The 24415-nt window shown below is 74.9% G+C and carries 22 protein-coding genes; 14 read left to right on the top strand and 8 right to left on the bottom strand.

The features are described 5' to 3' along the window. Positions 1–32: 32 nt before the first annotated feature. Positions 33–497, top strand: a complete 465-nt coding sequence (locus ACYX4T_RS02045; RefSeq protein WP_476012913.1) for a pyridoxamine 5'-phosphate oxidase family protein — start codon at positions 33–35, stop codon at positions 495–497. Positions 498–503: 6 nt separating this feature from the next. Here ACYX4T_RS02045 and ACYX4T_RS02040 read toward each other — a convergent pair whose 3' ends face one another. Further along, positions 504–1166: an NADPH-dependent F420 reductase gene (locus ACYX4T_RS02040; protein ID WP_476012912.1), complete on the bottom strand. Its 663-nt coding sequence runs from the start codon at positions 1164–1166 to the stop codon at positions 504–506. A gap of 361 nt (positions 1167–1527) precedes the next feature. Between ACYX4T_RS02040 and ACYX4T_RS02035 the strand changes: the two genes are divergently transcribed. The 10 genes from ACYX4T_RS02035 (at position 1528) to ACYX4T_RS01990 (ending at position 13095) form a co-directional block, all read left to right on the top strand. Next, positions 1528–3579 carry a DEAD/DEAH box helicase gene (locus ACYX4T_RS02035; RefSeq protein WP_476012911.1) on the top strand — a complete coding sequence of 684 codons (2052 nt, stop codon included), beginning with the start codon at positions 1528–1530 and terminating at the stop codon, positions 3577–3579. 16 nt (positions 3580–3595) lie between these two features. Beyond that, positions 3596–4219 carry a ribonuclease H family protein gene (locus ACYX4T_RS02030; protein WP_476015165.1) on the top strand — a complete coding sequence of 208 codons (624 nt, stop codon included), beginning with the start codon at positions 3596–3598 and terminating at the stop codon, positions 4217–4219. Between the two features lie 115 nt (positions 4220–4334). Then, on the top strand, positions 4335–4826 hold the full coding sequence (locus ACYX4T_RS02025) for a hypothetical protein (protein WP_476012910.1): 492 nt from the start codon (positions 4335–4337) through the stop codon (positions 4824–4826). A gap of 54 nt (positions 4827–4880) precedes the next feature. Next, the gene (locus ACYX4T_RS02020; RefSeq protein ID WP_476012909.1) at positions 4881–5195 is read left to right on the top strand and encodes a hypothetical protein; all 315 of its coding nucleotides are present in this window, start codon (positions 4881–4883) and stop codon (positions 5193–5195) included. A gap of 73 nt (positions 5196–5268) precedes the next feature. Then, positions 5269–7161 (top strand): S9 family peptidase, encoded by a 1893-nt coding sequence (locus tag ACYX4T_RS02015; RefSeq protein ID WP_476012908.1) that lies wholly within the window; start codon positions 5269–5271, stop codon positions 7159–7161. A gap of 25 nt (positions 7162–7186) precedes the next feature. Then, positions 7187–8029 (top strand): SDR family oxidoreductase, encoded by an 843-nt coding sequence (locus tag ACYX4T_RS02010; protein ID WP_476012907.1) that lies wholly within the window; start codon positions 7187–7189, stop codon positions 8027–8029. A gap of 63 nt (positions 8030–8092) precedes the next feature. Further along, complete coding sequence (locus ACYX4T_RS02005; protein ID WP_476012906.1) at positions 8093–8557, top strand: QcrA and Rieske domain-containing protein; 465 nt, start codon at positions 8093–8095, stop codon at positions 8555–8557. 84 nt (positions 8558–8641) lie between these two features. Continuing rightward, positions 8642–10834: a protein kinase domain-containing protein gene (locus ACYX4T_RS02000; RefSeq protein ID WP_476012905.1), complete on the top strand. Its 2193-nt coding sequence runs from the start codon at positions 8642–8644 to the stop codon at positions 10832–10834. A gap of 4 nt (positions 10835–10838) precedes the next feature. Then, complete coding sequence (locus tag ACYX4T_RS01995) at positions 10839–11504, top strand: P-loop NTPase family protein (protein ID WP_476012904.1); 666 nt, start codon at positions 10839–10841, stop codon at positions 11502–11504. 16 nt (positions 11505–11520) lie between these two features. Next, positions 11521–13095, top strand: a complete 1575-nt coding sequence (locus tag ACYX4T_RS01990; RefSeq protein ID WP_476012903.1) for a protein kinase domain-containing protein — start codon at positions 11521–11523, stop codon at positions 13093–13095. Between the two features lie 30 nt (positions 13096–13125). Here ACYX4T_RS01990 and ACYX4T_RS01985 read toward each other — a convergent pair whose 3' ends face one another. Continuing rightward, complete coding sequence (locus ACYX4T_RS01985; protein WP_476012902.1) at positions 13126–15087, bottom strand: 3-oxoacyl-[acyl-carrier-protein] synthase III C-terminal domain-containing protein; 1962 nt, start codon at positions 15085–15087, stop codon at positions 13126–13128. Between the two features lie 290 nt (positions 15088–15377). After that, positions 15378–16268, bottom strand: coding sequence for a universal stress protein (locus ACYX4T_RS01980; RefSeq protein WP_476012901.1), 891 nt, complete (start codon positions 16266–16268; stop codon positions 15378–15380). 500 nt (positions 16269–16768) lie between these two features. On the opposite strand from ACYX4T_RS01980, the gene ACYX4T_RS01975 reads away from it, so the two are divergent. Then, positions 16769–17359, top strand: a complete 591-nt coding sequence (locus ACYX4T_RS01975; protein ID WP_476015164.1) for a bifunctional 4-hydroxy-2-oxoglutarate aldolase/2-dehydro-3-deoxy-phosphogluconate aldolase — start codon at positions 16769–16771, stop codon at positions 17357–17359. After that, positions 17359–18324, top strand: coding sequence for a sugar kinase (locus ACYX4T_RS01970; protein ID WP_476012900.1), 966 nt, complete (start codon positions 17359–17361; stop codon positions 18322–18324). The genes ACYX4T_RS01975 and ACYX4T_RS01970 overlap by 1 nt, the downstream gene beginning before the upstream one ends. Positions 18325–18334: 10 nt before the next feature. Here the strand turns inward: ACYX4T_RS01970 and ACYX4T_RS01965 are convergent, their stop codons facing one another. From ACYX4T_RS01965 to ACYX4T_RS01945, 5 genes are all read right to left on the bottom strand, one after another. Beyond that, positions 18335–19090, bottom strand: a complete 756-nt coding sequence (locus tag ACYX4T_RS01965) for an IclR family transcriptional regulator (protein ID WP_476012899.1) — start codon at positions 19088–19090, stop codon at positions 18335–18337. 19 nt (positions 19091–19109) lie between these two features. Further along, positions 19110–19877, bottom strand: coding sequence for an SDR family NAD(P)-dependent oxidoreductase (locus tag ACYX4T_RS01960; protein WP_476012898.1), 768 nt, complete (start codon positions 19875–19877; stop codon positions 19110–19112). Between the two features lie 28 nt (positions 19878–19905). Continuing rightward, complete coding sequence (locus ACYX4T_RS01955; protein WP_476015163.1) at positions 19906–21264, bottom strand: mannitol dehydrogenase family protein; 1359 nt, start codon at positions 21262–21264, stop codon at positions 19906–19908. Between the two features lie 68 nt (positions 21265–21332). After that, complete coding sequence (locus ACYX4T_RS01950; protein ID WP_476012897.1) at positions 21333–22718, bottom strand: MFS transporter; 1386 nt, start codon at positions 22716–22718, stop codon at positions 21333–21335. Beyond that, positions 22715–23749, bottom strand: coding sequence for an Ldh family oxidoreductase (locus ACYX4T_RS01945; protein ID WP_476012896.1), 1035 nt, complete (start codon positions 23747–23749; stop codon positions 22715–22717). The genes ACYX4T_RS01950 and ACYX4T_RS01945 overlap by 4 nt, the downstream gene beginning before the upstream one ends. 202 nt (positions 23750–23951) lie before the next feature. On the opposite strand from ACYX4T_RS01945, the gene ACYX4T_RS01940 reads away from it, so the two are divergent. Then, positions 23952–24320, top strand: coding sequence for an ArsR/SmtB family transcription factor (locus tag ACYX4T_RS01940; protein WP_476012895.1), 369 nt, complete (start codon positions 23952–23954; stop codon positions 24318–24320). Positions 24321–24415: the final 95 nt, after the last annotated feature.

Raw genomic sequence — 24415 nt, 5'->3', positions numbered from 1 at the left:
GCGCTGTCGGGGGTCGGTGCCATCCTCGGCGCATGGCGAGGTGGCGCGAGGTCGAGGCAGCGGTACCGGAGTTCGCGGCGCGGGTGCGGGCGCTGTTCGACGCCCACCGGCACAAGACCCTCGCCACCCTGCGCGCCGACGGGTCACCGCGGATCTCCGGCATCGAGACCGTGTTCGACGACGGCGAGCTGGCGTTCGGCTCCATGCCCGGCGCGCGCAAGGGCGCGGACCTGCGCCGCGACCCCCGCTTCGCCCTGCACAGCGCCACCGTCGACCCCGTCGAGGGCGAGGAGGCGCGGTGGCCGGGCGAGGGGAAGATCGCGGGGCGGGCGGTCGCGGCGGTAGCGGCGGGCCCGGTCGGCGGGGAGGCCGAGGGCGACCTGTTCCACGCCGACGTCACCGAGGTCGTCCACACCCACCTCGACCCGGCGGCGACGCTGCTCGTCGTCGAGTGGTGGACCCCGACGGCCGGGCTGCGCCGCGTGGAGCGGGCGTGACCCGGCTCAGACGGCCCGGAAGTCCGCGGGCCGCTCCGGCGACGCCGCGGCGAGGGCCCGCCGCACCCCGTCGGCGTCGAGGTCCGCGGCGTAGACCGGCGTGCCCGGCTGCTGGCGCCAGGACTCCTCGAGGGGTCCGGCGTCGACCGGGTCGAACCCGAGCTCGTCGACCAGCGCCATGACGGTGTCCTTCGCCGGGCCGTCGGCGCCCGCGACCGGCAGCGCGATGCGTCCGGCCGTCCCCCGCGACGCCCCGCGCTCGAGGAGGTGCCGCCAGTGGATGCCGTTGAACACCTTGTAGACCGGCGTCCCGAGCTGCTCGGCGACCCAGACGCTTTCCGGCGTCCCGCCCTCCAGGGCGTCGATCCGCCCGTCGCGCTGCCGCGGGTAGTAGTTGTTCGTCTCGATGACCGGGGCGCCCGGCTTCGCCCCGGCGACGAGGCCCGGCCCCAGGTCGGGGGTGTTCCTCTGCGGGATGCTGACGATCACCACGTCTGCGTCCGCCGCCGCCTCCCGGGCCCACACCGGCGTCGCGCCGGTCTCCGCCGCCAGCTCCGCCAGCGTCTCCGGGGCGCGCGAATTGGCGACGCGGACCTCGTGCCCCAGCGCCGTCAGCCGCCGCGTCAGCGTGGCGCCGATCAGGCCCGTCCCGATGATCCCGATCCTCATGCGCGGAGCAACCCCGGGATGCTCGACGGTGTTCCGGCGTGCCGCCGCGCCTCCCGCCCGGATGGCGGTACACTCGATGACGAACCGTGGCACGCCGCGCGGGAACCTTCCTGCTGCGGCCGCTCGACGTGGACCGTTCGGTGTCCGCGACGGCGTTCTGCCGTTCCCGCCGCGGCTCAGCTCGCCGTGCGCGGGGCGCGTCCGCCCCGCCGGCGACACCAACACACGCCGCACGCAGGCCCGGCACCACCGCCGGGCGTCCCGGAGGAGGTCCATGGCTCGTCGAGGCCAGCCGCAGAACAGTGCTCGCCGTGGTGGTGCCCCCGGGCCCCGCCGGCGGGGCGGGCGGCGGCGCGAGGACGTGACGGCGGTGCTCACGCGCGCCGTGCAGGAGGTCCGCTCCGCGCTGGGCAACGGCCGGGTGACGTCGTCGACCCGGACGAAGTTCCAGGCCGTCGCCCTGGCGCTGCGCGACGAGCGCGCTCGGGTGCGGGCCGACGAGGAGCTCACCGACGCCCGCCGGAACGACCGCCTCAAGCGCCTCGACGACATCGCGACCGACCTCGCGAAGACCGCCGTCCGGCACCCGGCGCTCCTGGCGCTGCTCAGCGAGGACGCGGTCGTCTCCGACGACGCCCGCTCGCTCGAACGCGAGATGCTGCGCCGCGCGGGGATCGAGGCCCCCGCCGAGCCGGAGCCCGAGGCCGAGGAGCCCGAGGCCGAGCCCGCCAAGCCGGGCGTCGTGCCGCAGTCGGTCGTCTCGCGCCGGCTCGCGAACCCGTTCCTCGAGCCCGACTTCTCCGCCGCCCGCCCGGCCCCGGCGCGCCCGACCCCGCTGAGCAGCTGGGAGCTGCTCGACCCGTTGCTGCGCTCCTTCGAGCGCGCGAGCGACGGGGTCTCGACGAGCATGGCCCTGCCCGGGCCCGGGAACGTGCGGGTCCCCGGCGGCCGCGAGCTCATGCCGCACCAGGCGAAGCTGGTCGCCGCCGCCTCCGACGGCCACCGGACCTTCCTGCTCGCCGACGAGCCCGGCCTCGGCAAGACCGCCCAGGCGCTGCTGGCCGCCGAGGCGGCAAAGGCCTATCCCCTGCTGGTCGTCGTGCCCAACGTCGTCAAGACCAACTGGGTCCGCGAGGCCGGGCTCTGGTCGACGCGGCGCACCGCCACCGCGGTCCAGGGCAACGGCGAGTCCGTCGACGGCTTCGCCGACATCGTCGTCGTCAACTACGAGGTCCTCGACCGGCACATGGGCTGGCTGCGCGACTTCGGGTTCCGCGGGATGGTCGTCGACGAGGCCCACTTCATCAAGAACAAGACCTCGCAGCGCTCCCAGCACGTCCTGGCCCTGTCCGAGCGCATCCGGGCCTTCACCGCGCGCCCGCTGCTCATGGCGCTGACCGGCACCCCGCTGATCAACGACATCGAGGACTTCCTCGCCATCTGGGAGTTCCTCGGCTGGATCGACGAGAAGAAGCCGCTCGCCGAGCTCATGGACGCGCTGACGGCCACCGGGCTGACGCCGGCCGACCCCGGGTTCTCGTCCGCGGCCCGCCAGGCCGTCGTGGACCGGGGCATCGTCCGACGCCGCAAGGTCGACGTGGCCGCCGACATCCCGGCGCGCCGCATCGCCGACCTGCCCGTCGAGCTCGACGGCCCGACCGGCCGCTCCATCCGGGCCGCGGAGCGCGACCTCGCCCGCCGCATGGTGGCGCGCTACCGCGACGCCCTCGCGGCACGGGGCTCCGACCCCGGCGAGGGCCCGGACGGTGTAGACCACGAGCTGGTCGCGCGCGTCGCCACGTGGGAGCAGAAGGACGCCGCCAACTCCCCGGGCGGCGACAACGTGTTCTCGATGATGCGGCGCATCGGCCGGGCCAAGGCCACGCTCGCCGCCGACTACGCCGTCCAGCTCGCGCGCAGCGCCGGCAAGGTCGTCTTCTTCGCCAAGCACATCGACGTCATGGACGCCGCCGAGGAGACGTTCGCCCAGGCCGGCGTGCGCTTCTCGTCGATCCGCGGCGACCAGCCGCCCGGCGTGCGGCAGCGCAACATCGACGCGTTCGTCGAGGACCGGGGCGTGTCCGTCGCGGTGTGCTCGCTGACCGCGGCCGGGGTCGGCATCAACCTGCAGGTCGCGTCGAACATCGTGCTCGCGGAGCTGCCGTGGACCGCGGCGGAGCAGACGCAGGCCATCGACCGCAGCCACCGCATCGGGCAGACCGAGCCGGTCACGGCGTGGCGCATCCTCGCCGCGCAGACGATCGACGCGCGGATCGCGGACCTCATCGACGACAAGGCGGGCCTCGCCGCGGCGGCGCTCGACGGGTCCGACGAGCAGGTCGGCTCGTCCACCGACGCGCAGCACGCGACCCTGGTCGCGCTGCTGACGGAGGCGCTCCGGGCCGGCGATTAGGGTGGCCGCCGTGCCGATGACCGCCAAGTACGCGACCACCTGCGGGGTCTGCGCCGCGCCCGTCACACCCGGCGAGGAGATCGCGCGGTCCGGGGAGCGGTGGGCGCACGCGGGGTGCGCGTCGACGGCGGGGAACGGATCCTCCTCGAAGGCTGCCCCCAAGCCTGCGGCCAAGGCCAAGAAGCCCCCGCGCCCCGACATGCCCGCCGCCGAGGGGGCGCTCGAGGTGTGGACCGACGGCGCGTGCTCCGGCAACCCGGGGCCCGGCGGCTGGGCCTGGGCCACCCGCGACGGCCGGCAGGCCAGCGGTGGCGAGCCCGCCACCACCAACCAGCGCATGGAGATCCGCGCCGCGCTCGAGGCGGTGCGCGCGCTGGACGGCCCGCTGGTCGTGGTCAGCGACTCCACCTACGTCGTGAACTGCTTCCGCGACGGCTGGTGGAAGGGCTGGCTCGCCCGCGGCTGGGTGACCAGCGCGAAGAAGCCGGTGGTCAGCCGCGACCTCTGGGAGCCGCTGATCACGATCGTCACCGAGCGCGGCGACATCTCCTTCCGGTGGACCAAGGGCCACTCGGGCGACGAGATGAACGACCTCGTCGACCGCCTCGCGGTGGAGCAGTCGAAGGCCGTCGCGAGCTGACGCGACCCCCCGGGCGACACCGCAGGGTCGGCACGTCTCCCCCTCGCCACGCGGGCCGGCCTGCTTTCGGGTGAACATCGCCCACGAGCAGCGGCAGTGGCGTGACGATGCGCCGGTGACTTCCTCAGCACCGACGGCCCGGCGGCTCGCGATCGCGGTCGGGGCCGCCCTGGCGTCGGTCCTGACGCTCGCCGGCTGTGGCGGCAGCAGCGGGCCGCAGTCGTACCCCGACCTCAGCGGGGTCATTCAGAACGGCGGCCTCGTCGTGTGCTCCTCGCAGCCCGTCCCGAACCCGCCGGAGACCCAGGCCCAGGAGACCCAGGCCCTCACGGTCGGCTCGACCGACGCGGGCGAGCTCTCCGCCCAGGGCCAGGACGGCGACGGCGACCTCACCTGCGCCCCGAGCGCGGTCACCGTCGCGACCGCGTCGCGCTACGACGACCAGGACGCCCGTGACCAGGCCGCCCAGTCGCTGCAGGGCACGGTGCCGCCCGGGAGCGGCACGACCGTGCACAGCACCGGCTCCTTCGTGGTCGTCGTCGCGAACCCGAACAACGACGGCCCGACCGACCGCCTCAACGAGGTCCTGACGCAGGCGTCGTCGTGAGCGGCGACACGTAGGCTCCGGGCGGCCCCGGTCGACCAGCCCCTGGAGGAGCCCGTGTACCTCGCCATCGCCACCGACGGTGTCGAGCTCCAGCAGCCCGAGAGGACCAACGAGTTCTACGCGTCCTACTGGGAGCGGCTCGGGCCCGACGAGATCACCAAGCTGCTGGCCGAGCACGACGCCGGCGTGCTCCTCGACGACTTCAACCACGTCATGGTCCCGGTGGCCACGCTGCGGCGCCTCGCCGCCGGCCGTGTGCCCGAGGGCTGGGAGGACGACTTCGCCGGCATGCTCGCGTACGCCCGCGAGAAGGGATGGCTCAGCGAGGACGGCGAGGCCGTCCGCGCCCACCTCGAGCGCGAGCGCTGACCGTCACCGGCTTGACCATGCCGCGACGGCACGGTGTTGCGTGGTCTCCGTGACCCCCGAGCCGGAGCCGAGCATGACCGCCGCACCGCTGATCGACGTCGAGGAGTTCTTCGCCGACCCGGAGTTCGCCGCCCCGACGATCTCCCCGGACGGCACGCGGATCGCCTACCTCGCGCCGCACCGGGGCCGGCGCAACGTCTGGGTGCGCGGGGTCGACGAGACCCACGACGACGCCGTCCCCGTCACCCACGACGAGCGGCGCGGGATCACCAGCTACTACTGGACCGACGACCCGCGCTGGCTGCTCTACCGCCAGGACACCGACGGCGACGAGGCGTGGCACCTCCACCGCGTCGACCTCGGCGATCCGGACGCGCCCGCCGTCGACCTCACCCCGCTGGCGGCAGGCTCGCGCGTCTTCGCCGTCGACCCCGAGACGTCGGTGCCCGGCACGGTCATCGCCTGGATGAACCCGCGGCCGCTGTTCGTCGACGTGTTCCGCATCGACGTCGCCACCGGCGAGACGACGCCGCTGGTGGAGCGGACCGACCCCGCCGAGACGTTCCTGGTGGACCGGACCGGACGCGCGACCTGGTTCATCGCGCAGGACGACGACGGGACCCACGAGATCTCCGCCGCCGACCCCGACACCGGGGACCGGCGGCTCGTGCACCGGGCCGGCGGGCCGGAGCACCCGATGGGGGTCTTCCTGCTCCCCACCCCGGACGGCCGCGGCGTGCTGCTCGGCGACTACCAGGACTCCGACGACCTGCGGTTGATCCGGGTCGACCGCGACACCGGGGAGCAGACGGTGGTCGCGGCGGTGGACGGGCACAGCCTGGACACCTCGAGCGCGGTCGCCGAGACCCTGCCGCCCACCGTGTTCGTCAGCCGGCGCACCGGCGAGGTCATCGCCGCCCGCTTCACCGGCGACCGGCCGCGCGTCGTGCCGGTCGAGCCCGGGTTCGCCGACGTCGCGGCGGCCCTGGAGAAGCTCTCCGACGGCGTGCTGGACACCGTGTCCTCCGACCTCGCCGAGCAGCGCTGGGTCGCCACCTTCGTCCACGACCGCGAGCCGGGCACGGCCTGGTTCTACGACCACGCCACCGGCGAGGCCCGCCTGCTCCACCGCGCGACGCGCCCGGACCCGTCCCTGCTCGCGCCGATGACCTCGATCGCGCTCACCGCCCGCGACGGCCTGCCGCTGCACGGCTTCCTCACGCTGCCCGTGGGGGTCGAGCCGTCGCGCCTGCCGCTGGTGCTGCTGGTGCACGGCGGGCCGTGGTGGCACGACAGCTGGGGCCACCTCGCCGCCGTGCAGTTCCTGGCCAACCGCGGCTACGCGGTGCTGCGGGTCAACTTCCGCGGCTCGACCGGGTACGGCCGGCGTCACCTCACGGCCGCGATCGGCCAGTTCGCCGGGAAAATGCACGACGACCTCATCGACGCCGTGGACTGGGCGATCGCGCAGGGCTACGCCGACCCCGACCGCGTCGCGATCGTCGGCGGGTCCTACGGCGGCTACGCGGCCCTGGTCGGCGTCACCGTCACCCCCGACCGTTTCGCCGCCGCCGTCGACTACGTCGGTATCTCCGACCTCGCGAACTTCCTGGCCGCGCTGCCACCGTTCGTGCGCGCGAACATGACCAACAGCTGGATCCGCTACGTCGGCGATCCCGACGACCCCGCGCAGCTCGCCGACATGCGGGCCCGCTCCCCGATCACCATGGTCGACCGCATCCGCACCCCGCTGCTCGTCGCCCAGGGCGCCAACGACGTGCGCGTCGTGCAGGCCGAGTCCGACAACATCGTGGCGCCGCTGCGGGCGCGCGGGGTACCGGTGGAGTACCTGGTGGCCGACGACGAGGGCCACGGCTTCGAGAACCCGGAGAACCAGGTCCTGCTCTTCCGCGCCATCGAGCGGCACCTCGCCGAGCACCTCGGCGGGCGGTCCGGGCAGGCCTGACCGAGCACGGCGGAAGGGGACACCGATGGACCGGCCGACGACCGCGGTCACGGGGGCGACGGGGCGTCTCGGCGGACGGGTCGCGCGCCTGCTCGCCGGGCGCGGCGTCGCCCAGCGCCTGGCGGTGCGCAGCCCCGACCGCGCACCCGCGCTGCCCGAGGCCGTGCCCGTGCGCTGCGCCTACGACCGGCCCGACCAGGTCGCGAGCGCGCTCGACGGCGTCGAGACCGTCCTCATGGTCTCCGGCTCCGAGACCCCTGACCGCGTCGAGCAGCACCGGACCTTCATCGACGCCGCCGCGGCCGCCGGGGTGCACCGGCTCGTCTACGTCTCGTTCTACGGCGCCGCACCGGACGCCACGTTCACGCTCGCGCGCGACCACCACGCCACCGAGGAGCACCTGCGCGCCAGCGGCCTCGTCACCGTCGTCCTGCGCGACAACTTCTACCTCGACTTCCTGCCCGAGCTCGTCGAGGCCGACGGCGTCATCCGCGGGCCCGCCGGCACCGGGCGCGTCGCCGCGGTGGCGCAGGACGACATCGCCGAGGCCGCCGCCGCGGTCCTCACCGAGCCCGGCCCCCACGACGGCGCGATCTACAGCCTCACCGGACCCGAGGCCCTCACCCTCGCCGAGGCCGCCGAGGCCATCGGCCGGCGCACCGGCCGGTCGGTGCGGTTCCAGGACCAGACCCTCGACGAGGCCTACGCCTCCCGCGCCGGCCAGGCCCCGGACTGGCAGCTCGACGCCTGGGTGAGCACCTACACCGCCATCGCCGCCGGCGAGCTCGCGAGCGTCACCGACGACGTCCCCCGGCTCACCGGCCACCCGGCCCGGTCACTCGACGACCTGCTCGCCGCGCAGCGCTGACTCCTTGCCCGCCGCGACGCCCCGGGCCGATGATCTCGGGGGACCCGGGGTGAGGAGCAGCGGATGGACGATCGCGACCGGCACCCGCGACCGCCGACGGTGAACCGGCGCAGCGCGCTGATCGCCACCTCCGCTGCGCTGGGGCTGGCGGGATGCGGTGCCCCGGAGCCCGAGCCCGCGCCCCGCCCCCGCGGCGGCGGCCTCCCCTTCACCGCCACGCCGGGCCCCGGGTCGGGGGCGACCGGCACCGTGGTCGGCCCGGCCGCGGAGGTCCCGGTGGGCGGCGGGAAGGTCTTCCCGGCGCTCGAGGTCGTCGTCACCCAGCCGAGCCCGGGGCGCTACGAGGGCTTCTCCGCCGTGTGCACCCACACCGCGTGCATCGTCGCCGAGGTCGCGGACGGGACCATCAACTGCCCCTGTCACGGCAGCCGCTTCAACCTCGACGGCTCCGTGGCTCGCGGTCCCGCCGAGCGGCCACTCACCGTGAGATCGGTCCGGGTCGACGGAGGACAGCTACTGCTCGAATGATGTAACGTCCTCACCCAGAGTGGCGACGATCACGGTGTCGGCGTCGGTGTGGCGAGACACCGCGGGCGCTCGGGGGGAGAAATCGTGAAGCGGTTCGGCCAGTACGAGATCCAGTCGCTGATCGGCCGCGGCGGGATGGGCGAGGTCTACCTCGCCCACGACGGCCGGCGCGACCGCGAGGTCGCGCTGAAGCTGCTCCCCGAGGCGCTCGGGAAGGACCCCGACTACGAGCGTCGCTTCCGCCGCGAGTCGTACCGCGCCGCGCGGCTCCGCGAGCCGCACGTGATCCCCATCCACGACTACGGGGAGGTCGACGGGCGCCTGTTCATCGACATGCGCCTGGTCGACGGCCAGGACCTCGCGACGCTGCTGGCCGCCGAAGGTGCGCTGCCCCCGGAGCGGGCCGTCGCGCTCGTCGGCCAGGTCGCGGACGCGCTGGACGCCGCCCACGAGGCCGACCTCATCCACCGCGACGTCAAGCCGGCCAACATCCTCGTGACGCCGAACGACTTCGTCTACGTCGCCGACTTCGGCATCGCGCACAGCGTCGGCCAGACGCAGTCCACCGCCACCTCGAACGGCGCCGCCGCCGGCACCCTCGACTACATGGCGCCCGAGCGCTTCACCAACGGCACCATCGGGCCCCGCACCGACGTCTACTCGCTGGCCTGCGTGCTGTTCGAGTGCCTGACCGGGACCAAGCCGTTCCTCGGCGGCGACTTCCCCACGCAGGTGTACGCCCACGTCTACCTCGAGCCGCGGCGCCCGAGCGAGGTCACCCCCGGGCTGTCCACCGCGCTCGACGACGTCGTCGCCCGCGGCCTGGCCAAGGACCCCGACGAGCGCTTCGCCAGCGCCGGCGAGCTCGCCCGCGCCGCGCGGGAGGCCCTGCACGGCGGGCAGACGGTCGGGTTCGCCACGGCGGCGCCGACGACGGCCGCGACCACGGCGGCTCCGGTCGCACCGCCGGCCGCGGCCACGACGGTCATCGCCGCGCCCGCGACGCCGGCGACCGCCGCCGTGCCCACCACGACCGTCCCGGCGCCGCGCACGAGCGACAGCAACCCGAACCACGGGGCGCCGTCGGGGTCCGCCCCGGCCGCGCCCCCGACCCCTCCGCCCCCACCGCCCACACCGCCGACGCCGCCCGCGCGCCCCGAGGGCGAGGGCGCCGGGGGCCTGGCGCCGAAGCGCCGGACGCGGACCCTCACGACGGTGCTGGTCGCGGCCGTCGCGGTGCTCGCGGTCCTCGCGACGGTCGGCGTGGTGGCCCTGCTCGGCGGCGGCTCGAGCTCGCCGGGCGGGGCGTCGGTGGGCGTGCCGTTCGACCCGGACGCGGGTCCGCGCCCCGTCGCCAGCAGCGTCGCCCGCCCGACGGTCGGCCCGACGGTCCAGGTGGGCTCGACACCCGGGTACATGGAGATCGCCCCGAGCGGCGACTACGGCTACATCGCCAACCGCGCGGCCGGCGTCCTGACCGTGTTCGACACGACGCGCAACCAGCCCACCGGCGTGATCCCCGTGCCCGACGGCGGCCCACAGTTCATCGCGTTCTCCCCCGACGGGACCCGCGCCTACGTCAGCATCTTCAACCAGGACTACAGCCTCAACGAGGTCGGCGTCCTGGACACCGAGAACGGCACGTTCGTCGCCCGCGTGCCCACCGGCAAGCGTCCCTTCGCGCTCGACGTCAGCCCCGACGGGCGCAAGGTCTACGTGCCCAACCACGACTCGGGCTCGCTGACGGTCATCGACACCGAGACCAACACCGTCGTGAACACGATCGCGCTCGCGCCCAACCCGCACTGGGTCGACTTCTCCCCCGACGGCACCCGGCTCTACGCGGCCAACCACGAGTCCAACGTCATCACGACGATCGACCCCAGCACCGACACCATCCTGGGCACGGTGGCGGTCGGCAAGAGCCCGCACTCGATCATCCGGCACACGACCCGTCCGCTGGTCTTCAACGCGAACTACGACGACAGCAGCGTCTCGGTGACCGACGTGGACACCAACCGGGTCGTCGCCACGATCCCGACGGCGAGCCACCCGCAGGACATCACGCTCAGCGCCGACGGCAAGCACGCCTACCTGGCGACGGTGGACGCGAACTTCATCCAGGTCATGGACACCACGACCTTCCGGATCACCGCGGAGGTCCCGACGGGCCGGGGCCCGACGAGCATCGCGGTGTCGCCGGACGGGCGGCAGGGCTACGCCACCAACCTGCTCGACGGCAGCGTCACGGTCATCAACCTCGCCAGCACGGCCTGAGCCGGTGAGCGTGCTCAGCGCCGAGCGTGCCGTGGCCGCCCGTCGCCCGCTGCCGGCGGCGGGACGGCTCGTCGTCGTGACCGGCGCCCCGCGGTCCGGGCGGACGGCCGTCGTCAACGCCCTGCTCGGCGCGCCCGCCGTGCCGGAGGGCCGGCTGCCGTGCACCGACCCCACCGTCCTGGTGCGGTGGGGCGACCGGCCGGGCGGCCACCTGTACCGCAGCCCGGACGACCGTCCCGACTGGTTCAGCCTCGACCAGCTCGCCGGGTGGGCCGCGGCCTCGGTCGCGCCGTTCATGGCGTTCGCCGACGTCCTCCACCCGAGCGAGCTGCTCCGGGAGGTCACCCTCGTCGACGGCGGCGACCCGGCCGCGGTCGCCGGCGGGGCGCGGGTGCACGTCGTCGACGTGACCGCGGGTCCCGGCCCCGACGCGGGCGCCGCTCCGGGGCTCCTGGTCCTCACCAAGCTCGACCTCGTGGCCGACGACGAGCGCGACGCGCGCCGCGCCGCGGTCCTCGAGCCGTGGGGGGACGTCCCGCACGTGGTCGTCGACGCCCCGCGGACGCTGCGGGCGCTCGCGAAGCGCAACGGCCGGGCCTACGTCGCGTCCGGTGGCGCCGGCCTGCGCCACGCCGTCCGGCGCGTCGCGCAGGGCCAACGGGCCGTCTGACCGGGGCGGGTCACCGGTGGAGCCGCGGCGGTTCGGGCCCTACCGCCTCGAGCGCCTGATCGAGGCCGGGGGCACGGGCGAGGTCTACGAGGCCGTCGACGTCGAGCGGGACCGCCCGGTCGCCCTGAAGCTCTCCCCGGACGATCCCGACCTGCAGGAGCGGTTCCGTCGCGCCTGCCGCCTCGCCGCCCGCCTGCGCGACCCGCACGTCATCCCGATCCACGACTACGGCGAGGTCGACCGCCGCCCGTACCTCGAGATGAGGCTCGTCGAGGACGGGGTCACGCTCGCCTCGCTGCTGCGGGCGGACGCCCCGCTCGACCCGGGGCGCGCCGTGCGGCTCGTGGCCCAGGTCGCCGAGGCCCTCGACGCCGCCCACCAGGACGGCCTCGTGCACGGGGACGTCCGGGCGGAGAACGTGCTGGTCACCCCGGACGACTTCGTCTACGTGCTCGACTTCGGCGCCGCCGGCGCGCCCGAAGACGTCGACCCCCACGCCGACGTCACGGCGCTCGCGCGGCTGCTCGGGACGTGCGTGGCGGGGGCCGGCGGCCCGCTCGTCACCGTCGTCGCCCGGGGCACGGCGGGCCACTACCCGAGCGCCGGTGCCCTGGCCGCGGCCGCGCGGCAGGCCCTCGAGGCCTCGCCGCCGGCCCCCGCTCCACGGCCCGCAGGGCTGACCCTCGTCGAGCGCGGCGCCGGCGCCCTCGTCCTCGCCGTGGCGGCGGCCCTCCTCGCGGTCACGCTGGTCGGGCAGCCCGAGGTCGTGGCGGCACCCCGTCCGGGCGGGAGCGAGCCGATCGGCGTGGGGCACAGCCACGCCGTCCCCGAGATCACCGACCTGGTCCCGACGGCGCCGACGCCCTCCGCCATAGCGATCACGGGCGACGGGCGCTCGGCCTGGATCGCGCACCGGGACCTCCGCACGGTCACGGTGCTGGACCCGTTCTCCCGGTCCACGGTGGCGACGATCCCGGTGCCCGCCCCGCCGCGGGCGATCGTCCTCGACCCGGCGGGGCAGCAGGCCGTCGTCACCTGCCGGGACGAGGGCGGCGCCGTCGACCGGGTCGTCACGGTGGACGTGCCGACCCGCACCGTCACGCGCACCGAGGAGCGTCCCGCGGGCCCGGACGACGTCGCCGTCGCGGCCGGGCGCGCCTACGCCGTGGACAGCGGATCGGATCGCGTCGCCGTCCTCGACCCCGCGACCGACGCCGCCCTCTCCACCATCCCGGTCGGGCGGAGCCCGGTCGCCGTCGCGGTGTCCCCGGACGGGTCGCGCCTCGCCGTGGCGAACCGGGGCGACGACACCGTCTCGGTGGTCGACGTCCGGTCCGGGCGGGTGGCCGCGACGGTGCCGGTCGGCGACGGGCCCGCGGACGTCGCGTTCGCCCCCGACGGCGCGTACGTCTACACCGCCGACGCCGCGGGCCGCACCGTCACGTCCGTCGACGTCGGGACCGGCCGGGTCAGCGCCACCGTGCAGGTCGGCGGCTCCCCCGCCGCCGTGGCGCCCGAGCCGCACGGCCGGCTCGCCTACGTGACGCTGGTCGACGAGTCGCGGCTCGCGACCCTCTCGATCGGCCACTGATCGGTCACTGAACCCTCTGTCCACCGGCGGCTACTCGCCGAAGGCCACCCGGACGTCGTCGGTGGTGGTGCGGTCCCGCTGGGTCGGGAACACGTGCTCGGTCTCGACGGGCTCGAGCACCACCTCGTCGGCGACGATCGCGGGGTCGACGCGCAGGACCGCGTAGCCGCCCACCGCCCCGGCGCCGAAGCCAGGCGCGAAGATCCGCTGCGGGCGGGTGATCACGCCGTCGCGGACCGCGTCGTGGACGGCGATCGGGATGCTCGCGGCCGAGACGTTGCCCATCGACTCGATGTTGAAGTAGAGCTGGTCCTCCGAGAGCCCGGCCTTCGCGGCCAGGTCGAGGATCATCGTCTTGTTGGCCTGGTGCGGGACGATGAGGTCGATGCTCTCCAGCAGCGTGCGGCCGGGGTCGTCGGGGTCGGTCTGGTCGCGGAGCTCGCCGAGCATCTGATCGAGGTAGCGCTGGACCAGCGACTTCACCTCGGGCCCGTAGACGGTGATGTCGTTGTCGAACTCCGGATTCGGCCAGATGATCGAGTTGACCTCCGACGCCGGCCCGCTCGCGTAGGTCTGCAGGACCTCGACGTCCACCGGGGCGCCGTCCCGGGCCGGAGCGACGACCATCGCCGACGCGCCGTCACCGAAGATCATGCGTGACGTGCGGGCGCTCCCGATCTTGTCCGAGAACTTCTCGACGCACACCAGCAGCACCGGCCGCTCGACCTCCTGGATCTGCCGCACCGCCTCGGCGAGCCCGTAGGGCAGGCCGGCGCAGGCCGCGACCATGTCCATCGAGGTGTGGGTCTGCGCCAGCCCCAGCTCGCCGGACACCCAGCAGGCGATGGACGGGATCTGGCGGTTGCTGGTGCACGTGCTGACCAGGACCGCGCCGATCTCGTCGCGGTCCCGGCCGGACTTCGCGAGCGCGGCGCGAGCGGCGTCGAGCGCGAGGTGGTGGGGGTCGCGCGTCGAGTAGCGTCGCCGGCGGATGCCGGTCTTCTTCGCGATCTCCTCGGCGCTCATCGGCGACCAGGAGAAGCTGGTGTTGCGGATGACGTCGACGTTGTCGCAGACGTGCTCGCCGCGCACCACGGCCAGGGCCTCCAGCGCCGGGCGCACCGCGAACGCCTCGCGCACCCGCACCGGCGGGTAGGGCGTCCGGGGCGCCACCGGCTCGGCCGGGACCGTGGCGGCGAAGGGCGACGGGGTGTCGCGGGCCTGTTTGACCCGCTCGATGAACGCCCGCACGTCGCGGTCGCGGGGGTGGAAGGTGACGACGAAGTCGTCGGGGCCGATCTCGGCGGCCGGGCGCAGCGTGGTCCGCGAGCCGTCCCAGGGGTAGAGGTTGTGCAGCACCATCGCCCAGCGCGTGAGGGCCTCGAGCTCGGGCACCTCCTCGTCGGCGTCGAGGATCTCGTCCATCGTGAAGCGGTGGTGGTCGGGGTCGTGGTCGGGCATCACGAAGGTCAGGGCGTCGGGCTGCGCCGTGAACTCGGCGACGGTCGGCTTGATCGCGGGCAGCTCGGTGGCGTGGTGCAGCTTGTGCCGGAACACGTCGAAGAGCAGGGCGAACACCCGGTCCTCGGTGTCGGCGGCCCACCGCGCCGGCAGCTCCTGGTAGGCGCGCTCGACCGCCGCGACCTTGCGCTCGCGGTCCTCCCACGGCGTCAGCACCGGCAGGAAGACGTCGTCACGCTGCCGCGGGACGTCGCGCCACCGCATCGGACGCTTGTCGAACATCGTCATCGAGTACCGGTTGACCCAGAACAGGTTCTGGCCGAGGTCGCGCAGCAGCTCGAAGCGGCTCGGGTAGGAGCCGCTCTCCACCCGCTGCAGGATGTCGGTGCCCGTCGGGGCCTTCGCCTCGAAGTCCCGCTCGATGACCGCGGTGAACTGCTCGAGCGTGTCGAGGACCGTGAAGTCCAGCTCGCCGAAGAAGTTGGCCGGGAAGACCAGCCGGCCATGTCGGTTGATCACGAACGGCTTCACCGAGCCACCTCCGGCGTCCTGCGCGAGCGATGGCCGGGTCAGCCATGTGGGTGTCCACTCTAGAAGAGCGGACGGCCTGTCGGGGCGGCCGCACGTGCGGCACGTGGTTCCCCCTCCTCGTCGACAGCCGGCGAGGCAGTGGTGACGCCGGGCGGGGTCCGTCGCGGGAGCGCCGACGGCGATGTCCAGGGGCTCCCGGGTCGTCGAGGCAACTCGGCGCCGGCCAGCCAGGTTCGCTGCGGCACGACGTGCGAGGACGCGGGGGCGACGAGCGGTACGGCTGACGCGGTTTACGACGGCGTCCTCGAGGAACGGCGGGGGCGGCCGTGGTCCGCGTTCCAACGACTGAAGCGCCGGATTCCGCACGGTCGGCGATCACCGTCGGCCGACGAGCTCGCCACCCTGGCCCCCGAGAGCCGACCTCCGTCACCACCGGCGGTTGAGCGGGCGTCCGGGCCGCGCTCCCCCAGCAGCGTGCTGCGCACCCCGCCCCGACCGCGGTGTCCGACCACGAGCATGTCGGTGTCCCGGGCGGCCTCGACGAGCACCGGCGCCGCCCGACCGGCCACCGCCTCCCCGGAGATCGGTACGGCGCGCAGGTGCTCCGGGAGACGTTCGCGTAGCCGCTCCACCTCGGCGCTCGTCTGGCCCGCCTCTGGGCGCGGATCACGTCGGAATCGGGCACCGGTTCGACACCGGACGCGAACGCCCAGATCTCCCGAGGGGGTCCAGGGCGGTGCGCACCCGCACCTGCGCGTCACGGAGCGCGGCCTGACGAGGACGGGGCAAGGCGCGTGCAGCACACAGCTCAGCCCGACCGACCCCAGCGCCACACTGCGCAGTCTCCGCGGCCCCGGTGCCCCACGACCAGCAGGTGGGCGCCCGGCCTCGACGAGCACGTCGGCCGGGCGCCCGACCTGGGGCCGGACCTCGACCGGCACCCCCGCGACCTCGGAGTCGTCGGCCATCACCCGGTCGACGCGCTCGCGGGTGTCCTGCTCGTGTGCTGCCTGGATCTTGGCCTCGTCGTGCATCGGCAACCCGTAGAACTCGGAGAGCGTCAGCTCCGGGCGCTCCCGGGCCGACACCGCCAGGAGTCGCCCTCCCCGGCGGGCGGCCTCCTGCAGGGCATACCGCAGGGCCACGTCCCCGTGGGCAGAGCCGTCGACACCGGCGATCACGAGGGGACCTCTCTCTCTCCTCGGACATCGCACACTCCCGTTCCTGTCGTCCGGACGCGGCTGCGCCGGAGCCGGGCCCGCGCCAGGCGCATCGAGCGTGCTCCGCCCCACACCACGACCACAGGGGCGAACGGCCACCCGGCGGCACCGGAAGACCCGGGACCTCGGTCAGGCCACCTCCAGGATCCGGGGTGACGTGGAGCGGCGTCCCGGCGATCCCCGTGCGGAGGGCCGGCCCGGCCAGCTCCTGCGCGAAAGGGCCGCCCCGCTGGTGTACACCGACCAGCTCCGTCGAGCCGATGGGCAACGTCTCGGCCGCGAGTCCAGCGCCGTGGCGCATGGCCCGGGGTCACGCCCGCCTGCTGCACGACCACGAGGAGCTGGTGTTGCGGATGGGCCTCGACATCCCCTCACCCGACACCTACTCTCGTTCTGTGAGTCAGCACGCTGTTCCGTCTCATGGTACGTCCGAGGGATGGGGCTCGTCCCCGTTGAGCGACGTGCTCCGACGCGCGCGGGTGCTGCCGGTGCTGCGGTCGGCGTCGGCCGAGGACGCGCGGCGCAACGTGGCGTCGCTCGCGGGTGCGGGGCTGCCGGCGGTGGAGCTGACGACGACGACCCCGGGCTGGAGCGAAGCACTCGCGGCGGCGATCCTCGAGCACCCCGAGCTGCGGCTCGGGCTCGGCACGGTGCGCGACGTGGACGACGTGCGCCGCGCGGTGGACGTCGGAGCGCACTTCCTCGTGACGCCCTGGCCCGCACCGGCGGTGCGCCGCGCGGCGGAGGTCGCGGGCGTCCCCGTGATCGAGGGCGGCCTGACCCCCGGCGAGCTCGCCTCCGGGGCGCGGCACGGCCCGGTCAAGCTGTTCCCGGCCTCGACCGTCGGTCCGCACTACCTCCGGACGGTGCGCCCGGTCCTCGCCGGGGCCGAGGTCGTGCCGACCGGGGGGATCGGTCTCGACGACGTGGAGGAGTGGCTCGCCGCCGGTGCCCTTGCCGTCGGGGTCGGCAACGACCTGCTGCGCGCCCTCGCCGCGGACCCGGGCCGGACCGTCGAGCGGCTCTCCGCGGTGTGCGGAGCGAGCCGGTGATGCCCGGCGCCCGCCCGCCGGTCGGCCTCGACGTCCTGGTCGTGGGTGAGCCGCTGATCGAGCTCACGTCTCCCGAGCCATTGCCCAGCGCCACCACCTTCACGATGTCGTTCTCGGGCGATGCCCTCAACGCCGCCGCCGCCGCGGCCGCTGCCGGGGCCCGCACGACGCTGCTGACCCGCGTCGGCGACGACGCCCTCGGCGCCCGGCTCGTTCGCCGGATCGCGGAGCTGGGGGTGACACCGGTGGCGGTCGCGGTCGACGCCCCGACCGGCGCCTACCTCTCCGCCCTCGACCCGGGCGGCACCGCGGAGTTCGTCTACCTCCGACGCGGCAGCGCGGCCTCCGGCCTGTCGCCCTCCGACCTCGCCGCGGTCCCCCTCGGCCACGTCGGAGCCCTGCTGTGCAGCGGCGTCACCACGGCGCTCTCGCCCGGCGCCGCCGACACCGTCCTCCACGCCGCCCGCGCGGTCGCCTCCCACGGCGGCAGCGTGGTCTACGACCCGAACTACCGCTCCCGCCTGACCACCCCGCACGACGCCCGCGCGGCGCTCGAGCGCATCGCCCCGTCGTGCCGTGTCGTCACCCCGTCCTGTCCGGGCGACTCGGTGCCCCTGCTCGGGGTGGACGATCCGGAGGAGACGGCCCGCCGGATCATGGCGCTGGGCGCGGACGCGGTCGTGGTGACGCTCGGCGAGCACGGGCTGCTCGTCGCCTCCGACCGCGACACCGCGCCGGTCCGGCTGGCGCCGGTCCCGGCGGCGCACGTCGTCGACCAGACCGGGGCCGGCGACGCGCTCGCGGGGACGCTCGCCGCCCGGCTCGCCGCCGGCGATCCCGTGCTGGACGCGGCCCGGCTGGGCGCCGCCGCCGCCGCGCTCTCGCTCGCCGGTGCGGGGGGCACCGGGCGGGTGCCCACCCTGGCCGAGACCCGTGCCGCGCTGTCGGGGGTCCCGGCGGGCTGACCGGCGCCGATCAGCGCGGGGCGCCGAGCAGGGCGGAGATCTCCCGTGCCGTCTTCGCCGCGATCGGGCCGACCTCGTCGGGCGCCCGGCTCGTCGGGTCGTTGGTCAGCTGGGAGACGCTCACCGCGCCGACGGCCCGACCGGTGTGGTCGAAGACCGCGGCCCCGACACAGCGCACCCCGGCCTCGTTCTCCTCGTCGTCGACCGACCATCCGCGTGCCCGCACCCCGGCGAGGTGCTCGAGCACGTCGCCGGCGTCGGTGATCGTGCGCGGCGTCCGCGGCTCGAGGCGCACGCGGTCGAGCAGGGCGGCGGCCTCGGCGTGCGGCAGCGCCGCGAGCAGGGCCTTGCCGATCGAGGTGCAGTACAGCGGGATGGCCATGCCGACCCGAGAGGCCATCCGGTACGGCTTGCTGCCCTCGACCTTGGCCACGTAGACCGCCTCGTGGCCGTCGAGCAGGGCCAGGTGCACCGTGCCGCCGGTCTGCTGCTGCAGGGCGGCGAGCTCGGGCCGCGCCCGCTCGGCGGCGTCGGTGCGCGCGAGCACCCGCCCCGCGAGACCCAGGATGCGGGGCCCGCCCTGGTAGGTGCCCTGCTCGGTGACACGGGCGAAGCCGAGACGGGTGAAGTCCTGCAGGATGCGGTGCACGGTCGACTTGTGGATGCCGGTGGCGTCGGAGATGTCGGCGATGCGCTCGTGCTCGCCGAGGGCGTCGAGCACCGCGAGCGTCTTCTCGACCGCGTTGCTACCGGACGGGCGGGGCACGACGACAGCCTAGGCTGCGTCAGTAGCGCAACCAGGTCCCGGCGTCGACCACGACGTCCTCGCCGGTGACCAGGTCCATCGCGAGCAGCCCGAGCACCGCTTGCGCCACGTGCTCGGGCTCGACGGTGCGCCGCAGCGGCGCCCGCTCGCGCTCGGCGGCCGCGAGGGCGTCGAACCCCTCCTGCCCGTGCAGCGCGGTCTGCCAGCGGGTGGCGACGGTGCCGGGCGTGACGGCGTTGACCCGCACCTCGGGCGCGAGCGCCCGGGCCAGGTCGCGGGTGAGCGCGAGCAGGGCGGCCTTGCTGACCCCGTAGACGATGGAGGACCCGATCGCCCGGTAGGCCGAGATCGACGAGACGTTGACCACGGCCCCGTCGGCCGCGCGCAGGGCGGGGCCGAGCGCCCGGGCGCACCGGAAGGCGCCGACGCAATTGACGTCCAGGACGTCGTGCCACAGATCGTCGGTGGCACCTTCCAGATCCTCGAACGCCACCGTCCGCGTCGTGCCGGCGTTGTTGACCAGGACATCGACACGACCGTGGCGCGCCACGGCATCACGGGCGACCGCCCGCACGGTCTCGTCGTCGGTGACGTCGAGCAGGACGGCCTCCGAGCCGCGAGCGCCCAGGGCGTGCAGCCGCTCGACCACCGCCCGCGCCTCGTCCGCCGAGCGCGTGTGGCCGACCAGCACGGCCGCGGCCCCCGCGTGCGCCAGTCGCTCGGCGACCGCGGCCCCGATCCCGGTGCCGCCCCCGGTCACCACCGCCACCGTCCCGATCAGATCCATCCGTCCTCCTCGGTCTCCGCCGCTGGGGTCACCCGTGGTCCCGTACGACGGCACCCACGCCGTCGACGCCCAGTCGCCGAGCGATCTCGGCGACGACGGTGACGAGCTCGTCGTCGGCTCCGAGCTCGCCGGGCACGAGGTCGCCGAGCGACAGCACCGCGCGCACCGGCTCCGCGGAGGTCGCGGCCCGGGCGAGCCGGGCGGCGTGGGCGTCGCGAGGCGCCCACCGGAGCTGCTGAAGGGAGCGCACCCACGCCGCGAGCACGACCGCCGCGCGGCGTGGCATCCGCCCCGCCCGGCGGTGCTCGAGGACGGGGGCGAGCAGCCGTGGCTCGATCTTCAGCGAGGTGTCGGCCGCGATCTGGTCGAGCGGATGGACCAGGCCGCGCTCGGTGAAGCGCGCCATCGAGGTCTGCGCGACCTCCACGGGCCGCAGGCCGGGCACCGCGGGCACGGTCGGCACGAGCTCCTCGTGGAGCAGGGCGCCGACGAAGGCGGCGAGACCCTCGTCGGCCATCGCCCCGGCGACCGTCGCGTGCCCGGTCAGGCGCCCGAGCAGGGCGAGCGCGGTGTGCGGGGCGTTGACCAGCCGCAGCTTGGCGCGGGCCCAGGGCGCGACGTCGGGCACCACGAGCGCGCCGGCACGTTCCCAGGGGGGCCGCTCGGGAGGCAGGTCGTCCGCGATCACCCAGAGCCGGTGGCGCTCGGTGGCGACCGTGGCGTCGTCGACGACGCCGAGGAGCCCGGCGGCCTGCTCGCGGTCGGACGGCGAGGGCGGGGGCACGATGCGGTCGACCACGGTGGAGGGGAAGCGCACCAGCTCGCCGACCCAGTCCGCCACGTCACCGCGGTCGGTGCGCCGGCAGTACTCGTCGACCAGGCCGGCGAGCAGGCCCCCGCCGTCGTCGACGTTGTCACAGACCAGGACCGCGAGGTCCGGCGCGCCGCGCGCGGCCCGGGCGGAGAGCCCGTCGACGAGCCGCCCGACGAGGCTGTCGGCGGGACGGTCGGGGTGGGCGAGGTCCGCCGCGAGCACCGGGTCGTCGACGCGCAGCCGGCGGGTCGCCGGATCGTGCCGGTACCCGGCCTCCGTGACGGTCACCGTCACGACACCCACCTCGGGGTCGGCGATGCGCTCGCGCAGCGCCACGGGCTCCTCGGCGGCCACCAGGACCTCGCGGACCGCCCCGACCACCCCGGCCCGGACGCCGCGCGTGGAGCGCTCGAGCACGCTGTAGAGACCGTCCTGGCGGCGCAAGGCGTCCGCGATCGTGCGGGAGGAGCTGGCCACCGCGCAGATTCCCCACCCCTCTCGCCCCGGGGCCGCGTCCTCCGTCAGTGGTGCCGTGTGCGCCCGGAAGAACGCTCCGGCCCCCAGGTGCACCATCCGGACCCGGTCGGGGCGGGCCGAGCGGGGGCGCAGGCCGGCCCCGCCGGGTGCCGGGCCCGTGGTGATCAACGGTTGGGGGCGAGCGCCACCGGGCCCGCCTCGTTCATGTCGCGGTCCTTCATCTCCGGCGCGGCCAGGAACGCCACCAATGACACGGCGCACAGGGCGATCATCAGCGCCGCCACCCAGACCGCGCTTCCGTCGTCGGTGACCAGCGCCGCCGCCACCAGTGGCGTGAACCCGGCGAGGGCGGCACCGACCTCGCGAGAGGTCGCGAATCCGCTGTAGCGGACCCGAGCCCCGAACAGCTCGCTGTAGAACGCCGGCTGCACGGCGATCATCGGCGCCACCCCGAAGGCGGTGGCCACGACGAGCGCGAGCACGACCAGGGCCGGCTGGCGGGTCTCGAGGAGCAGGAAGAAGGGGTAGATGAACGCGGCGAGGAACACCACCGAGAACACGTTGAGGGGTTTCCGCCCGATGCGGTCGGACAGCGCCCCGTACACCGGCTGGAGCGCGATGACCACCAGCCCGAAGAGGATCACACCGGTGAGCACCGTGGAGCGCGGGATGTCGAGCCGCGTGGTGGCGTAGGAGACCGTGAACGTGGCGAACAGGTAGATCCCGGCCGTGTCGGCGATGTGGGCGCCGATCCCGATGAGCATGTTCCTGGGGTAGCTGCGCAGCGCCTCCAGCACCGGCAGCTTGATCACCTGTTGCTGGGCCGTGAGGTTCTTGAACGTCGGCGACTCCTCGACGCGCAGGCGGACGTACAGCGAGACCGCGATCAGCGCGAAGCTGACCAGGAACGGGACCCGCCAGCCCCACGAGAGCAGGTCCTCCTGGGGCAGCAGCGCCACCAGCAGGAACGACACCGTGCCGAGCACCAGGCCGATCTGGACGCCGGTCTGGGCGTAGGAGGTGTAGTAGCCGCGCCGGGCCGGCGGGGCGTGCTCGGCGAGCAGCGTCGACGCGCCACCGAACTCCGCACCGGCGCCGAGCCCCTGGAGCACGCGCAGCAGCACGAGCAGGACCGGCGCCGCGGCGCCGATGCTGGCGTAGGTGGGCAGCAGGCCGATGACGCCGGTGGAGACACCCATGATCAGGGTGGTGAGGATCAGCGTCTCCCGCCGACCGATGCGGTCGCCGATGTGCCCGAAGACGATGCCGCCCAGCGGGCGGAACACGAACCCGACCCCGAAGGTGGCGAACGCGGTGAGGGTGCCGACGACCGGGTCGGCCTGCGGGAAGAACAGCACGTTGAACACGAGCGCCGCGGCCGTGCCGTAGATGAAGAAGTCGTACCACTCCAGCGCGGTGCCGACGACGGCGCCGAACACGACCCGGCGCAGGGCCTCGGGCGACGTGGCGGCGACGGACCCGTCAGGAGCGTCGCCGGGAGTCGGGGGCGCGGTCCGGTCGGGCTGCGGGCCGGGCGAGGGCAAGGTCATGTCGGCTCTCCTGCGGTGTGCGGGACGAGGTTGGTGAGGTCGGCCCAGGTGGCCGTGGGGAGGGGAACGCCGTGTTCGAGGCGGTGGTGACGCGCGCGCTCCTCGGGCTCGCCCGGCAGCAGGACGCCGTCGGAGCCCGCGGCCGCCGGGGTCGCGTGCAGCTCGGCGCGCAGGTCCTCGACGCGCGCGCGGAAGGTCGCCAGCGACGTGAACCGCTCGACGTCCAGCGCCGAGATCACGGTGCCGTTGGTGCCGTCGTACCCGGTCAGACCGGCCGGGCCCGCCCCGCTGAGCAGGCCACCGACGACGTCGATCATCACGGCCAGCGCGTAGCCCTTGTGGCCGCCGAAGGGCAGCAGGGCCCCGCCCTCGTAGAACGCCGACGGGTCGGTGCTCGGGTCGCCGTCGGCGTCGACCAGCACGCCCTGCGGGATCGCCTCGCCGCGGGCGCGCGCCACGGCCAGCTTGCCCTCGGCCGAGGCCGACGTCGCCCAGTCGAGGACGAGCGGCGGAGCGCCCTCGCCCGCCGGGGCCGCCCAGGCGAGCGGGTTGGTGCCGAGCCGGCGTCCGCGTCCGCCCCAGGGCGCCACCGTGGCGTCGGCGTGGCAGTACGCCGTCCCGACGAGACCCCGGTCGGCGAGCGTCGAGACGTACTCGCCGAGCCGGCCGATGTGGTTGCAGCGGCGGATGACGACGGTTGCGGACCCGTGCTCGCCGACCAGCCGCGCGACCTCGTCGGCGGCCAGCCGTGCCGCCGGCTGGCCGAACCCGAAACCCGCGTCGACGGTCGCCGTGGCTCCCGAGCGCTCGACGACCTCGGGGCGTGCCGCCGGACGGATCTGGCCACGGGAGACGAGCTCGAGGTAGGGCGCGACCCGGCGCACCCCGTGGGAGTCGTGCCCGACCAGGTTGGCGGCGACCAGGGAGTCGGCGACCACGCTCGCGAGATCCGCGGGCGTGCCCGCCCCCTCGAGGGCCCGACCCGCGACGCGGGCGAGCTCCTTCGCGTCCACCAGGACGACGTCGTCCATACCGCCTCTGTTTCGCCACATGGAATCACGTTTTGTTCCACGCAAAGACTACGAGTGGGGCCGGGACGAGGGAAGGGCTCGGGCCGAGATCGACGAACGGGCCGTCGCCTGCCCGGCACGCGCCCGACACGCGGGGGGCGGGTGCACCCCTGGCCGGGCGATGCGTGGGCAGATGTCGACGTGTGCGCTAGCGTTCCCGGGCGTGGAGGCGAACGAGAACCTCGCGTTCGACGCGTTGTCGGACCGCGTCCGCCGCCGCATCCTCGCCGTCCTGGGCGAGGACGGGGAGCTCAGCGTCGGCGAGATCGCCGCGCGCGTCGAGGCCGTCGGCCGGACAACGGTGTCGAGCCACCTGCGCGTGCTCCGCACCTCGGGCGTGGTCACCGAGCGCCGCGACGGGCGCCACCGCCTCTACTCGCTCGACGTGGACGGCACCGTCCGCGACGCCTTCGTCTACCTGCAGTCGATCCTGCGCGACGCGGTGGACGCGATCGACCCCGCCGACTCCGCGGACCCGGAGGGTTCCGTCGAGCACGCCGGGTCCGGGCGTGACGAGCGTGGGGTCGGCTGACCCACGCGGCACCGCGACGACCGGCACGACGGTCGCCGCGGAACGCACCGTTCACCTCGAGCCGCACGAGGTCTTCGCGCGCTTCGGCGACGCAC

This window comes from Actinomycetospora sp. ABD4_176, assembly GCF_056311855.1.
The sequence above is the reverse complement of the archived record's forward strand: the minus strand, read 5'-3'. Positions and strand labels throughout refer to the sequence as shown.